10 protein-coding genes are annotated in these 14335 nt (G+C 73.6%); 6 read left to right on the top strand and 4 right to left on the bottom strand.

All coding sequences use genetic code 11. From position 1 onward, the window contains the following. Nucleotides 1-197: 197 nt before the first annotated feature. The 4 genes from secD to ABT092_RS24915 form a co-directional block, all read right to left on the bottom strand. Nucleotides 198-2513, bottom strand: a complete 2316-nt coding sequence (gene secD / locus ABT092_RS24930) for a protein translocase subunit SecD (RefSeq protein WP_351247537.1) — start codon at nt 2511-2513, stop codon at nt 198-200. 143 nt (nt 2514-2656) lie between these two features. Further along, nucleotides 2657-3055: a hypothetical protein gene (locus ABT092_RS24925; protein ID WP_351247535.1), complete on the bottom strand. Its 399-nt coding sequence runs from the start codon at nt 3053-3055 to the stop codon at nt 2657-2659. A 178-nt stretch (nt 3056-3233) separates the two neighbouring features. Then, nucleotides 3234-4802: an FAD-dependent monooxygenase gene (locus ABT092_RS24920; RefSeq protein ID WP_351247533.1), complete on the bottom strand. Its 1569-nt coding sequence runs from the start codon at nt 4800-4802 to the stop codon at nt 3234-3236. Beyond that, nucleotides 4799-5683 (bottom strand): NAD(P)-dependent oxidoreductase, encoded by an 885-nt coding sequence (locus ABT092_RS24915; protein ID WP_351247531.1) that lies wholly within the window; start codon nt 5681-5683, stop codon nt 4799-4801. The genes ABT092_RS24920 and ABT092_RS24915 overlap by 4 nt, the downstream gene beginning before the upstream one ends. 349 nt (nt 5684-6032) lie before the next feature. Between ABT092_RS24915 and ABT092_RS24910 the strand changes: the two genes are divergently transcribed. The 6 genes from ABT092_RS24910 (at nt 6033) to ABT092_RS24885 (ending at nt 14241) form a co-directional block, all read left to right on the top strand. Next, nucleotides 6033-9287 (top strand): ferritin-like domain-containing protein, encoded by a 3255-nt coding sequence (locus ABT092_RS24910; RefSeq protein WP_351247529.1) that lies wholly within the window; start codon nt 6033-6035, stop codon nt 9285-9287. Between the two features lie 122 nt (nt 9288-9409). Further along, nucleotides 9410-11107 (top strand): sensor histidine kinase, encoded by a 1698-nt coding sequence (locus tag ABT092_RS24905; RefSeq protein ID WP_351247527.1) that lies wholly within the window; start codon nt 9410-9412, stop codon nt 11105-11107. Between the two features lie 50 nt (nt 11108-11157). Beyond that, nucleotides 11158-11820 carry a response regulator gene (locus ABT092_RS24900; RefSeq protein ID WP_351247589.1) on the top strand — a complete coding sequence of 221 codons (663 nt, stop codon included), beginning with the start codon at nt 11158-11160 and terminating at the stop codon, nt 11818-11820. A 322-nt stretch (nt 11821-12142) separates the two neighbouring features. Then, the gene (locus ABT092_RS24895; RefSeq protein ID WP_351247525.1) at nt 12143-12376 is read left to right on the top strand and encodes a hypothetical protein; all 234 of its coding nucleotides are present in this window, start codon (nt 12143-12145) and stop codon (nt 12374-12376) included. Between the two features lie 231 nt (nt 12377-12607). Further along, nucleotides 12608-13615 (top strand): saccharopine dehydrogenase family protein, encoded by a 1008-nt coding sequence (locus tag ABT092_RS24890; protein ID WP_351247587.1) that lies wholly within the window; start codon nt 12608-12610, stop codon nt 13613-13615. After that, nucleotides 13612-14241 (top strand): TetR/AcrR family transcriptional regulator, encoded by a 630-nt coding sequence (locus ABT092_RS24885; RefSeq protein WP_351247523.1) that lies wholly within the window; start codon nt 13612-13614, stop codon nt 14239-14241. The genes ABT092_RS24890 and ABT092_RS24885 overlap by 4 nt, the downstream gene beginning before the upstream one ends. Nucleotides 14242-14335 lie beyond the last annotated feature (94 nt).

The following is a 14335-nucleotide window of genomic DNA, read 5'->3' as shown; positions in this document are numbered from 1 at the left end:
CGTCGAGGAACGACGGCTCGCGGACGCGCCCGGTCCGGGGCCGGGGGAACTAAGGGGACCCTAAGTCTTTGTAGGGTGAACATCAAATCCGGCCAGTGCGCATCTGGCCATCCCGGCGTCCCCGCCGTTCCCGGGCGCCCACCGCCCGGGAACGCCGGGCGCCGGGCCCCACGGGGGAGCCCGGCGCCCGGGGCGGCTCAGACCACCGCGCCCGAGCGGTCCCGGTCCCGTGGCCGCGCCCTCGGTTCCCGCCGCTGCTCGGGGCGTCGGGTCTGGAGGATCACCGACAGGGGCAGTGCGGTGAACACCGTCGAGCCGATCCCGAGTATCACCCCGGCGAGCAGCGCCACGGAGAAGTCGGCGAGCGAGTCCCCTCCGAGCACGGCGAGGGCGACCAGCACGAACAGCGCACCCATACCGGTGTTCACCGTCCGCGGCAGGGTCTGAGCCACCGCCCGGTCGGCCAGGTCCGGCCACGCCCCCCGGGGTTCGGCACGGCGCAACTCCCGCAGCCGGTCGAGCACCACCACGGTGTCGTTCACCGAGTAGCCGACCACGGTCAACAGCGCGGCCAGGAACACGCTGTCCACCGGCTTGCCGAGCCAGGCGAACAGCCCGATCACCAGCAGGACGTCCTGCACCATCGACGCGACCGCCGCCACCGCGAACGTCCAACGGAACCGCACGGCGAGGTACAGGAGCTGAGCCGCGACGGCGACGGCCAGGGCGATCAACGCATGGGTGCGCAACTCGCTCCCGAGGCTGGGGCCGATCTGGTCGTCGCGCACCACGTCCGCACCCCCACCGACCTCGGCGAGCGCCGCCTTCACCTCCTGCTGCTCGTCATCGCTCAACTCCCCGGTCCGCACGGTGATGTCGCTGTCGCCCGAGGTCTGCACCACCGCCCGGGGGAAGCCGGCGTCCGCGACCGCCTGCCGCGCGGTGTCCGCGTCCACCGTGCGTTCGGTGGCGTACTGCACGAGGCGACCGCCCGTGAACTCGACCCCGAACTCCAGGCCGCGCACCCCGATCCCGGCGAGGGCCACCAACAGCAACCCGCCGCAGACGCCCAACCACCGGCGCCTGCGGTGCATCAGCCGCGGCGGGTGCTTCTCCAAGCGCGTGCGGACCCTGCCCTTCAGCGTCATGCCCGTCCAACCGGGCCGCCGCCGCACCGCCCCCCGCTCCAGCGCCCAATCGGCGAGCAAGCGGGTGATGAGCATGGCCGAGACCAGGGAGGCCAGCACACCGATGGCGAGGGTCACCCCGAAGCCCTTCACCGGCCCCGTCGCGAAGGCGAACAGCAGCCCGGCCGCGAGCAGGGTCGTCACATGGGAGTCCGTGACCGCGCTCCACGCCTTGCTGAACCCGATCTGCAACGGACGGCGCAGATCGGACTTCCGGGAGGTGGGCCGCAGGTACTCCTCCCGCGCCCGCTCGAAGACCAGCACGTTCGCATCCACGGCGATGCCGATCGCGAGCACGAATCCGGCCAGCCCCGGCAGGGTGAGGGTGGCCCCCAACGTCACCACCGCGGCGTACGAGATCAGGCCGTACAAGCCGAGGGCCACCGTCGCGAGGAAGCCCAGGAGCCGGTAGACGACCGTGATGAACACGCCCGTGCACACCAGGCCGATGATCGCGGCCATGGCACTCGCCCGGATCGCGTCGGCACCGAGCGTCGGACCGACCGTGCTCTGCTCCACCGTCGCCACCGGCACGGGCAGCGCCCCGCCCTTCACCAGCGCCGCCAGATCCCGTGCCTCGTCCGCGCTGAAACCTCCGGTGATCTGCGCCGTACCCCCGGTGATCCCCGCCCCGCACGGCACCGACTGGTCCATCTGCGGCGCCGAGACGATCGCGTCGTCCAGCACGATCGCCACCCGGCGCGCCGGATCACCCGGCGCCTTGCAGGCGGCTTCGCCGGTGATCCGCGCCCAGTCCTCGCCCGCACCGCGGTGGAACGACAGGGCGACGGTCCAGCCCCGTGCGCCCTGGGTGTCGAGACTGGGCTCGGCGTCCTTGACTCCCGCTCCGCTGAGCGCCTGCGGTCCCAGCTCCAGATGGGTGCCGGGGGCGTCGGGGTCCGGCAGGGTCCGCGCGCCGCTCGCGTCGGGGGCGCCGGATGCCTTCTCCGCCGCGCCCACCACCGGGTGGAAGGTCAGCTGCGCGGTGCGGCCGATGACCTCGGCGGCCTTGCGGGGGTCCTGGACCCCGGGCAGCTCGACGACGATCCGACGTTCACCGGAGCGGGCCAGCGACGGCTCGGCGACCCCGAGCGCGTCGACGCGCTGCCGGAGCACTTCGAGGGCGCGGTCCGTGGCTGCGGCATCCGCCTTGACGGTGGGGGAGTCACGGGTCTCCAGCACGATGCGCGTACCGCCCCGGAGGTCCAGCCCGAGCCGTGGCTCGGTGGTCAGGGCGGCGAGCAGGGACAGGGCGACCACGGCGAACGCGGCAAGAGCTCGCCAGAGGGTGGCGCGGGGACGCCGCGCGGGGGAACGAGAGGTCATGAAGGCTCCACGGGCTGTCACACGGGCACCGGTGGAGCCCGCGGACACGCAGGACACGCACGGCACGGACCCGCACCGCACGCGGGGACGGGAGACGTCGTCCCCCGGTCCGGGACAGGCCGGAGACCGGGACGGCGGACGTCTCAGACGTCGACTGCTCCGGGAGGAGGGGGTGCGCGGGTGCTGCGCGGGTCGGAGGACGGCGGCGGAGGACCGCGCTCCCGCCGTACGGCGAGGACGGCGCCGGACAGCACCGGCGGCTCGTGGACGAGGGCCACGGGGCCCCCGGGCGCCGGCGGCAGCAGGACGGGCCGTCCGCCGTGCTCCCCGACCGCCACGAGGAGTGCGGTGGTGACGGGGTCGTCCAGCGGTTCGGAACGCACCGGGGCGGGAACTCCGTGGCCGGTCCGCGTCTCCACGACCGCCGTGGTGACGGGGGCGCCGGAGGCGGTGGCGGGAACGGTCCCGACGAGGACGAGCAGGACGCCCCACAGGAGGGCGGAGAGTGCGATGCGTGCCGTACGCGGTGAACAGTGCCGCACGATGCCCTCCCCTCGTCCTCGGTCCGCTCCGTGGCCCGACGGCCATCTCCCTGACGTGCGCGGCACCAGCCTAGGCGACGCGACGGGGCGTCTCGGGGGTCCTCCGCCCGGCGCCGGCGGTGGCCGTGTCCCGGCCGCCTTCATGACCCGCTTTGGCCCCTTGGTGAAGTGACGGACATCACACGCGACGGGACCAGCGGTCCAAGTACCTCCTCACCACCGCCACCTCGTCGACCCCGGTCCGCAGCCCGATGTGGCCATCGGGCCGCACCAACAACAGCGTGCCCTCCGCAAGCGTGCGGCGCGCTCGCCCCTCAGCGCAGACCGTGTGGTGCTCCAGCGGGAGGGCGTACCGGTCCGTGAGCGCCCGCAACCGACCGCCGGTCGAGCCGTCGCCCCCGTCCTGCGGACCGATGCGCAGCAGCGTCCAGCGCCGGTACGACAACAGGTCGTGCAACGATCGAGGGGCTCCGGTGCCGGTGGTCACGGGGAGGTCGGGAAGGCGGTCGCCCGGCCTCGGGCCGCCCAGCACACCACGCCGCCCGGTGGACAGCGGGCTGCCCCGGTGGTTGCGGGAGAAGTCGCTGAGGCGGTCGGCTCCGCGGCGCACCACCCGGTCGCTGCTCATCAACGGGGGCATCAACATCCGGATCGCGGCCAGCATCGCCCGGTTCGGCGGCAACTCCACGACATTGCGCCGCATGGCACGCATCACCGCTTCGGCGGTCCGCCGTTGCTCCTGGTCGTAGCTGTCCAGCAGTGCGTCCGGGGCCCACCCGTGGTGGACCGCTGCGAGCTTCCAGCCGAGGTTGTGGGCGCCCAGCAGACCGGTGTTGAGGCCCCGGCCGCCGATCGGTGCCCACACATGGGCGCTGTCACCGACCAGGAGGGCGCGCCCCTGCCGTAGGCGGCCCGCGATGCGGTCGTGGAACCGGGCTCGGTTGGCCCACCGCGGTTGCGAGGGCTCCAGGCTCACCTCCGGTTCGCCGGTGGCCGCCGCGACCACCGCTTCCATCTCCGGGACGGTGGGCGGGGTCTCCACCGTGGGATCCGGATCGGGCAGGAAGGCGTAGAAGCGGGTGGTGCCGCCGGGGACCGGGCCCGCCACCAGGGTGACCTGGTGGTTGATGAAGATCTGGGTCACGTCGAGCCGGGACGGCTGGCCCCACCGGGGGCGGGCGTTGAGTTGCACGCACTGGAGGTTGGTGCGGCGCTTGCCCTCGAAGGGAATGCCCAGTGCCTTGCGGACCAGGCTTCGGGAGCCCTCACAGCTCACCACCCACCGGCACCCCACGGAGGCGACCCGGCCCTCCGGGCCCCGGAGGTCGACTTCCGCCCCGTCCGTGCGCAGGCGTACGCCGACGCCCTCGGTGGACCACCGCACATCGGTGCCCAACTCCTGGAGGCGACTGCGCAGCAGTCGCTCGATGGCGTCCTGCTCGATGGCGAGGGGACCGGGAAAGGCCGTGTGCTCCATCTCCATCTCCTGGATGCCCGCGACCCTCCCTCCCACCCGGAACTCGCCCTGCCGCAGGCACAGTCCGTGCTCCACCAGCGGGGTGGCGCAGCCGAGGTCCCGAAGCGCTTCCTGGGCCCGCTGCCAGATCACGCTGGCCCGCGGCTCGTGCTTGGTGCCCGCCCCCTTGTCCACGATCAGGGTGTCGAGGCCGTAGGTGCGCAGGGCGATCGCCAACGCCAGTCCGGTCGGACCGGCTCCGATCACCACCACGTCCGGGTCGCCGCTCACACCGGGCTGCCCGCTCGGATGAACTCGACCAGACGGGCGTAGCTGTCGTCGCCGTGACCGGCCTCGACCGCGCGCCGCGCCAGCCCCTCGAAGACCTCGGGCAGACCCGATCTGACACCGCGCAACTCGCTCGCGTGCGTGAGGACCTCCATCGTGCGCAGATGGAGGTCGAGGGTGAAGTCCTCACCGGGGTAGCTCTTCGCGTCGATGTGGGGGGCGTACGCGTTCATGAACGCCCGCACCGAGCCCATCCACCGGTCGGCGACCCTGGTGTACGCCTGGGCGCTGACCCCGCCGCCCGGTCCGTCCGCCCCGATCAGCGCCACCGCGTGCAGCCAACCCGTCAGCGTGCCCCACATCTGGCTGAGCAGGGCCGTGTCGTACACGGACGGCAACGCGGGGTCGGCACCGACCCGGAGGGGCTCGCCCAGCGCGGCGAGCAGTTCGTGGTGCTCGTCGAAGACCTCCGGCGGACCGCCGTACAGCAACAGGGACTCCGCGCGGCCGATCCCGGGGGGAGTCGTGAGGATCACGCCGTCCAGGTAGGCGGCACCGGCGCGGTCGACCAGTGCCGCCACCTCCCTGGCCTGCACGGGGGAGCCCGAGCTCAGATTGACGACGGTGCGTCCCCGCAACTGCGGCACCAGCGGGTTCACCACCTCCTCCACGGCGTCGTACGACGCCAGGCACACCACCACGACCGGACTCGTCATGACGGCCGCCGCCGCCGTGGGTTCCTCCCGGGCACCGTCCTCGACCAGGTCGATCGCCCGGCCGGGGGTGCGGTTCCACACCGTCGTCGGATGACCGGTGGTCAGGAACGCGCCCGCCAGGGCCACGCCCATCGGTCCCAGGCCCAGGACCGTCACCTTGGTCCGCATCGCTTCCCCTCCTCGTCCCTCGCGTACGAGAACAGATCGGACACTCCCTCGCCCCCGCCTCGCGGAACCGGGAACAGGGATCGCTACCGAACGTAACGGCGAAGGCGGGGCGCGTGTGCCCGGGGTGCGGTCTTATAGCTCGAAAGAAGTACTGATGATGCGGACCGTCCCGGTGTGGGCAGGCTCCCCGGGTGATCGACCATCTCGGCCCCTGCGCAAGGGTGTTGACCAGTGCCTCTGTCATTCCTCGGCCGTCGTCCGGGCTCCCGGCACCACCGCCGTCCCCACCGACGGAGGCCGCCCCCGGGAACCTCCCGCCCACACCCCGATCCCTGCCGGAGGCCGTCGGATGAGCGTGTTCGACCTGCCCCGGCTCCACTTCGCCGGCACCGCCACCACGCGGTTGCCCACCGGCCCGCGCTGCGGGCTGTTCGACCTCGCCACGCACCGGGTCCACGACGACGACGGGCCGTTCTCCCCGGACCGTCCGCCCGCCGAGTACCGGGACTTCCTCCGTGCCCGCGGCCCCCGGTTCGCCGCGGACGGCCGCCCCGACCCGCAGGGCCCCCACAGCGTCGCCGAGGGGTGGGACTTCGTCGGCAACGGGCACTTCTGGCTGGACGCCCGTGTCGTCGGCGTGGAGACCGGAGCGCCGGCCGACCCGGCACACCCGCCGGTGGAGCCCTCCGAGGACCCCGTCGTGGGCACGAGCGTCGACCTGTGGGGCCACTACAACCCCTACCTCCAGACCACCGTCAACCGGGCGCGGATCTTCGACCTCGACCCCGCTTCCCGCTGGACGGCCACCCTGATGGTCGGCCTGTTCGGGCTCGGCCGCCGAGGCAGGTCCCACGACGGGGGCTACCTGCTCACCGGCGGCGTCGAGGGCTACCAGCCACCCCGCTGGGTCGGCTTCCGGCAGGTCCGGGACATCGGCGAGGGCGTGCTCGCCGACCTCGCCGCCGACCTGCGCTACAGCGCGGTGCACCAGTTCGCCGTGGCGCACGACGCGCTCGCATGGCTCCCCGGGGCCGAGGACTCGCCGGCCGTCGCCGCACTGCACGCCCTGCGCTCCGACACCGCCGGGCTGGTCGTCCAACTCGCCCTGGACTGCATGGTTCCGCCCCACGGTCCGGGCACCTTCACCACCTGGCGGGTCCGCGGCACCATCGCCCCCTGGCGCGCTCACGAACCACGCACCCACCCCGCGGGACGGCTTCTGGTCCCGGTGCCGAACGGCCCCCTGCGCCAGCTGACCGTGCAGGTGTCCGAGGGACGCGCCGCCCTCAACGTGATCACGGCGGTCCCCCTGGCCTCGCGGAGCGCGCACCCCGACGGCACACGGCGCCCCGGCCCCCGTCTCGACGCCGGCGACCTCGAACTGCGCACGGCCGTGACCGGCCGGCTCATCGCCCGGGTCCCCGCCACCGCCTACGCCGCCCGGGACCACCACGGTCCGGTCACCGTACCCACCACCGACCAGTGGCGGGCCGCGGACGAGGAGGCCCTGCACCTCGTCCGCGCGACCGACCGGGGCGCGGAGGTCCTCCTCACCGAACGGGAGACGGTCGTCCACGTGGACGACCCCTTCCTGGTGCTGCACCACCGCGACGCGACCCGGGAGGAGGACCACGAGCAGGTCGTCGAAGTGCGCACCCACCACCGGGGGCGGCCGGCCTCCGCCACCGTCCACGTCCGCCAGTACCACAACCCGCGCGCCCTGCCCGGCGACCCCGTCGCGGGCGCCCCCCAGGCACGCTGCGGCGACGCCGTGCTCCTCGGCACCCGCGGGGACGGGGCGTACGGGCCCGGGTGCAGCGTCACCACCGACGCCGCCGGACACGGCCGGCTCACCCTGCGCGGAGAACGCGCCGGAACCTGTCGCGTCCTGCTCGCCACCCGGCTGGACGACGCCCCGCCCGTCGATCCGACGGCAGCCGGCTCCGCCTGGACGGCCCACGACGACGCGGACGCCCTCGGGTACTGGGGCGGGGTGGACCACCTCGCGGTGCGGGTGCTGCCCGACGACTGGCACCTCGACCGGATCCCCCGCGAGGAGGTCGACTTCGCCCTGCTCCACCGCGAGGTCCTCGCCCCCTACGAGCACCTGTCCTCGTTCATGCGGACCGAGGTCTTCTCGCTCAGCGACCGGTGCAAGATGGAGACCTACGCACAACTCGCCTGGCAGATGTGCGATCCGGACAACCGCTCCCGGACCTACTACATGCCGCCCACACGCGACCTCTCCGATCCGAGGGCCCGGCTGTTCCTCGCCTTCCTCCGCAACCAACAGGCCGGGAGCACGCCTCCGCCCACCGCGCCCGCCGTGCTGCCCACCGAACCCGCGATCACCACCCGCACCGAGTTGCGGGCCGCGCTCGCCCAGGCCGCGGCGCTGGAACTCTCCGTCATGCTCCAGTACCTCTACGCCGCCTACTCCGTGCCCACCCACGGCGCGGGGCTCACCCTGGTCCGACGCGGGGACTGGACCACCCGGCAACTCGCCCTCGCCTGCGGCTCCGGCGGGGAGAAGCTCCACGACGGCATCCGGGGCACCCTGCTCGCCGTCGCCCGCGAAGAGATGATCCACTTCCTGCTGGTCAACAACATCACCATGGCGATCGGCGAACCGTTCCGGATCCCCGACATCGACTTCACGACCATCAGCGCCGAACTGCCGGTCCGGCTCGACTTCGCCCTGGAGCCGCTGAACCTCGGCAGCGTCCAGCGCTTCCTCGCCATCGAACAACCAGCGGCACGCACCCCGAGGATCGCTCCCGGTCCCGCCGGACGGACCCGCCCGCCACACTTCACCTGGGGCTCGATCAGCGAACTGTACGCAGGCATCCGCGAGGGGCTCACCCGGGTCCCGGACCTCTTCCTGGTCGACAAGGGCCGGGGCGGCGGCGAGCACCACCTGTTCCTGCGGGAGAGGACCAACACCGTCCACCCCGACTACCAGTTGGAGGTGGACGACCTGAGCAGCGCCCTGTTCGCCGTGGACGTCATCACCGAACAGGGGGAGGGCGCCGTCGACGACGGCAGCCCGTCCGACGGGGCCGAACCCTCCCACTTCGAGTCCTTCCTCAACATCGAGGACGCCCTCACCTCCGAACGCGTGCCGGGCCCGCACGGGCGTCCCGTCCCCTGGGACCCGGCCTATCCCGTCCTGCGCAACCCCAGCCTGCGCCCCGGAGACGGCATCCGCACCGAGATCACCGACCCCACCGCACGGTCCGTGGCGACGCTGTTCAACCGCTCCTACCACCTGGCGCTCCACCTGATGGCGCAGCACTTCACCCAGACCCCCGACGCCAGCCTGCGCCGCTCCAAGCTCATGAACGCCTCGATCGACGTCATGACCGGGATGATGCGTCCGCTCGGCGAGCTCCTGGTCACCCTGGACTCCGGACGCCACGGTCGCACCGCCGGGCCCACCTTCGAACTGGACGCCCCGCCCGTCCCCCCGTCCCGCCCGGACGTCGCCCGCCGCGCGCTCGCCCTGCGCTTCGCCCACCTGGCCGCGGACGCCCGTCGCTGCCCGCCGGTCCCCGACAAGGTCGTCGAGCTGATGGCCTTCTACGCGGACTTCTTCCGGGACTGAGTCCGGTGCCGGGGCGGCGGGGCGCGACCTTGGTCGTTGCGGCGCGAAACGAAAGGGGGAGGTGAACGGTGCCGCGGCCGCTCTAGGGTGCCGCTGTGAACACGTTGCGCAGGACCCGACCGATGGCCCAGGCCGCTTGGAGGTGGTTGGCCGCGCCCGAACCGCGGGAGACGGCGTCCACCGGGTTGCAGGTGGCGGAACGGGGCGCCGCCCGGGAACTGCTCACCGCCCTGGCGACGGCCCTGCTCGTCGCCGGGGTCGAGGAGGTCCTGGACAGCGGCACGGTCGTGATGGCCGCCTCGGCGGCCGGCGCCTTCGCCCTGTGGCTGCTCAGACGACGGTTTCCCGCCACGGTCCTGGTCGTGCTGACCGGGCTCGCCGCGCTCCTCGGCGGCTTCGCCGCGATGGAACCCCTGATCGCCTGGTCGGCGGGGCGCCGGATCGTCGCCGCCGGCCGCGCCCTGGCCGCCTTCTGTCTCGCCTACGTCCTCTACCTCGGCATCGGGCTGACCGACCTGGAGGTCCTGGCCGTCAAGTCCCCGGTGGCGCTGGTCCTCATCGGTTCCCTGGCCTTCGTCGCGCTCACGGCCGTGCCCGGCCTCGCCAGCCGGTACTGGAGCCAGCGCCGCACCCTGCTGCACGCCCTTCAGGAGCGCAACGCGCAACTGCTGTGGGAGCACCGGATGGTCGCGGGGCAGGCCCGGCTGCTCGAACGCCAGCGCATCGCGCAGGACATGCACGACAGCCTCGGCCACCAACTGGCGCTGATCTCCGTGCACACCGGTGCCCTGGAGGTCGATCCCGGACTCACCCCGCGGCAACGGGAGGCGGTCGGCGTGCTGCGCAACGCCTCGGTGAGCGCGATGCACGAACTGCGCGAGGTGGTGGGCATCCTGCGCGACGGCGTCGAGGCCCCGCCGTGCGACACCGTCGCCAACCGCGGCATCGCCGGGCTGGACGCCCTGGTGGCGGATGCCGGGCGGACCGGCAGCACCGTCCGGTTGCGGCGCAGCGGACCACCGCGCCCGGTCGCCCCGGCCGTGGGGCACGCGGCCTACCGGATCGTCCAGGAAGCCCTCACCAACGCGTTCAAACACGCGCCGGGCGCCGCGATCGCGGTGGAGTTGCGCTTCGAGCCGGACTCCCTCGTCGTCGAAGTGGTCAGCGCGCCCGCCGTGCGTTCCCCCGCCGATCCGGTCGTCAGCGGGCGGCAGGGACTGACCGGGTTGCGGGAGCGGGCGCGGCTGGTCGGCGGCATCGTGCACGCGGGCCCCACCGACCGGGGCGGCTTCCGGGTCGCCGGCGTCTTCCCCTACGGCACGGCGGAGCCCACCGAGCCGGACGCGCCCTCCGGCGTTCTGGCCCTCGGCCCCCTCCCGACCCACCCGGGGGCGCCCTTGCCGGCCGCCGGGCACCCGCGGGCGTGGCCCGTTGCGCCTCCGGCGCGGCGGCTCAGCGGCTTCGGGCTGGGCTGCGGGATATCCGTCGCGTGCGTGGTGGCCGGGCTGGCCGCGGTCGTCGTGGGCGTCGTGCTCCTGGTGCGGATCGGCAACGAGGAACTGGTCACTCCCTCGACCTACCAGCAGATACGGGTGGGGACGCCCGAACAGGAGGTGCGCGACCGTCTGCCGTCCGAGGACAACTTCGTCCACCTCGGCCTGGGCGGGAGGGACGGCGCCCCCGCAGAACCCGCCGACGCCACCTGCCTCACGCTCTCCTCGTCCGGAACGAGCAGCTCCTGGGGCACCGAGGCCGTTTTCCGGTTCTGCTTCCGGGACGGCACACTGATCGAGAAGAAGTCGTTCGAGGTGGAGCTGTAGTCGTCCACCGCACCGGAGTGCGGTGGGGCACGGCAGTGGGGGAGACGGTGATGGTGGAGTCGGGGGTGCGGGTCGTCATCGCGGACGACGAGCCGCTCATCAGGGCGGGCATCCGCCTGATCCTCACCTCGGATCCGGCGATCGAGGTGGTGGCGGAGGCGTCGAACGGGCGGGAGGCCGTCGACCTCACCCTGTCCCACGCACCCGACGTGGTCCTCCTGGACATCCAGATGCCGGTCCTGGACGGGCTCGGCGCGCTCGGTGAGCTCCGCACGCTTGCCCCCACGACCCGGGCCATCGTCCTGACGACCTTCGGGGAGCGGGACAACGTGCTGCGCGCCCTGGAGTCGGGTGGCGCGGGGTTCCTGCTGAAGGACACCGCGCCGGCCGAGCTGATCGGCGCGGTGCGCGCCGCCGCGGGGGACGCCTACCTCTCCCCGGCCGCCACCCGGCACGTCGTGGACCGCCTCGCCTCGGGCCGGGCCGCGGCCCGAGGCGAGGCGGCCCGGGCGCGCGTGGCCACGCTGAGCGACCGCGAACGGGAGGTGCTCGCCCTGCTCGGCGAGGGGCTCTCCAATGCGGAGACCGGGCGGCGGTTGCACATGAGCGAGGCCACCGTGAAGACGTACGTGAGCCGCATCCTCGCCAAGCTGGAGTGTGACAACCGGGTGCAGGCGGCACTGCTGGCCCGGGACGCGGGGCTCGGCGCCTGACCCTCCCACAGGCGGGGTCCACCGTGCGCCCCGACCCGCCGGATGCCCGGCCCCGCTCGCTCGACACCGCCGTCACGACCGGGTGCCGGGCACGCCCTTCCACCGGAATCCGGGCCCCAAACCTCGGGCCGACCTCATGGAACGACTGACATCCGGGCGGGGAGCACCCCTTCGTCGGACCGAACTCCCTGCTGGTCCAGACCTCTTGTGCGGCTTCGAACGGCGCCGATACGTTTCCCCCTGATCGGAGGAGGCGTGGGAGACGTGCGCCTCCTCTTCTGATGAGACATCACTTCTGTTGTGTGACAAGGGAGTTGTTTCGATGCTGAAGCGTCTGGGTGTGATGGTCGGTACCGCCGTGGCGACGGCCGGCCTCCTCTTCGCGAGCGCTCCGTCCGCGGCGGCGGACCCGTTCTTCTTCCCGCGCAGCCACCACGCCTCGCTCGCCGAGTGCAGGGCGGCGGGGGACGCCGGCCGGCACCTGTGGGGCGTGCTGTACCTCTGCCGCCCCTTCGAGGGGAAGCCCGGCGTCTACGTGCTCTGGACCCGCATCTGATCCATCGCCGACGTCGACCCGACGGGGGTCGTCCGCGCCTTCGGGCGGGGGCGGCCCCCGCCCCGTTGCCCGCGGTGTTCCTGGGTCCGGGCTGCGCGAGAACAAAAATAGGTCGAGTGACCTACAGTGGGGGGCGTGAACGAAGAACCCCGAGACGAACTGATCCACGACCCCGAGGGTCCGGTCCTCCTCGTCGGCGGCTACGGCACCGTCGGCGCGGAACTGGCCCGGATGGCGGCCCCCCGCTGGCCGCTGCTGCTGGCCGGTCGGACCGTGACCCGCGGCGAGGACCTCGCCCGGCGGACCGGCGCCGCCCTCCTGCCGTGGGACCTCGCCGACCCCAGCCCCGTGTCCACCCGCGTCCGCGCCGTGGTCACGGTCGTCAACGACCCCGACGACCGGGTGCTGCGCGCCGCCGTCCACGGCGGAGTGCCCTACGTCGACCTCACCCGCTGGACCGCCCGGCTCCAGCGGGCGGCCACCGTCGCCGCGCTGCTGCGTCCCACCGCACCGGTCCTCCTGTCCTCGGCGTGGATGGGCGGCGTGGCGAGCCTCGTCGTCGCCGACCTCGCCCGGACGCTCGGCGGCGCCGACCGCGTGGACGTGGCGATCCGCTGGGACCAGAACGACCGCGCGGGCGTCGACTCGGTCGAGTTCATGGACCGGTTGGGCCTCGACTTCGAAGTGATCGAGGACGGGCAGCGCCGTACCGTGATGCCGCTCGCCGACAGCCGCACCGCACACATCGACGGAACCGACCTCCGGGTCGCCCGGATCGACACCCCGGAACAGTTCACCCTGCCCCTCACCCTCGGCACCGTCACCGCCTCCACCCGCATCGGCTTCAGCTCCGCCCTCTCCACCTCGGCACTGCTCGCCGCCAAGCGCCTCGGGTTCTTCCGCTGGGCACGGGGCGAACGCTTCACCCCCCTGCGCCGCTCCCTGCTCCACGCCCCCGGCAACGGCGGCACCGCCGCCCTGCGCGTCGACGTCACCCACCGCGGGCGCACCGGGAGCGCCACCGTCACCGACCCCGCCGGCCAGGCCCACCTCACCGCCGTCGGCGGCCTCCTCGCACTCGACCGGGTGCTCGGCACCGACGGCGCGCCCGCCCCCGCCTCGGTGGCCTTCCCCGAACAGACGCCGCTGCCGGCGGCGTTGGCCGACCGCCTCGCCGCGCAGGGCGTCACCCTGGAGAAGACCGTCGAGGCGCACGGGACGCAGGACCGCGCGGCATGACGGACACTCCAGCGGGCACACCCGCTCCGACTCCCCGCGCCACCGGCAAGGGCGCACGCAAACGCGGCGAACTCCTCGACGCGGCCGAACACGTCCTGCTCGCCTCCGGCTACGCGGACCTGTCCATGCGAGCCGTCGCCACCGCCGCCGGGGTCCGGCTCGGCCACCTCCAGTACTACTTCCCGGCCCGGTCCGACCTGGTGGCCGCCGTCCTCGACCGTGTCCTGAGGCGCTCCCTGGACCGGCTGGAACCCCTGCTGGCCACGGCGGCCGACCCGGCCGGAGCCGATCCGAGCACATGGGTGACGGCACTGTTGGAGGACCAGGACGATCCCGCCCTGGTACGGCTGTTCACCGAACTGTGGGCGCTGGCGGCCCTGGACGAGACGGTCGCCGTCGCCGTCCGCGCCTTCTACACCGCCTACCGCGACCAGGTCGCCGCCCACCTCGGCGGCCGACGCCCCGACCTGCCGGCGGACGAGTGCCGGGCCCGCGCCGAGGTCTTCGTGATGCTCGTCGAGGGAGCCTCGCTGTTCCGCTCGGGAGTCGCCGCCCACCGTTCGGCGCGGACGGACGCCACGCTGATCGCCACGGCCGCCGCCCTGCTGACCGCCCGGGACCGGTGACCGCGCGGCGGGGGGCGGGGGCGGGGGCGGGGGGGGGCCCGCCGGGGCGCGTATGTCGGGGGGGGGGGGCGTTGAGGCGCGCGGGGGGCGGGGC

It is taken from the genome of Streptomyces sp. NPDC002490 (genome assembly GCF_040296045.1).
In the GTDB taxonomy this organism is placed as follows: Bacteria; Actinomycetota; Actinomycetes; order Streptomycetales; family Streptomycetaceae; genus Streptomyces.
Note: the sequence above shows the minus strand (reverse complement) of the source record. Positions and strands in the feature narration are given on the sequence as shown.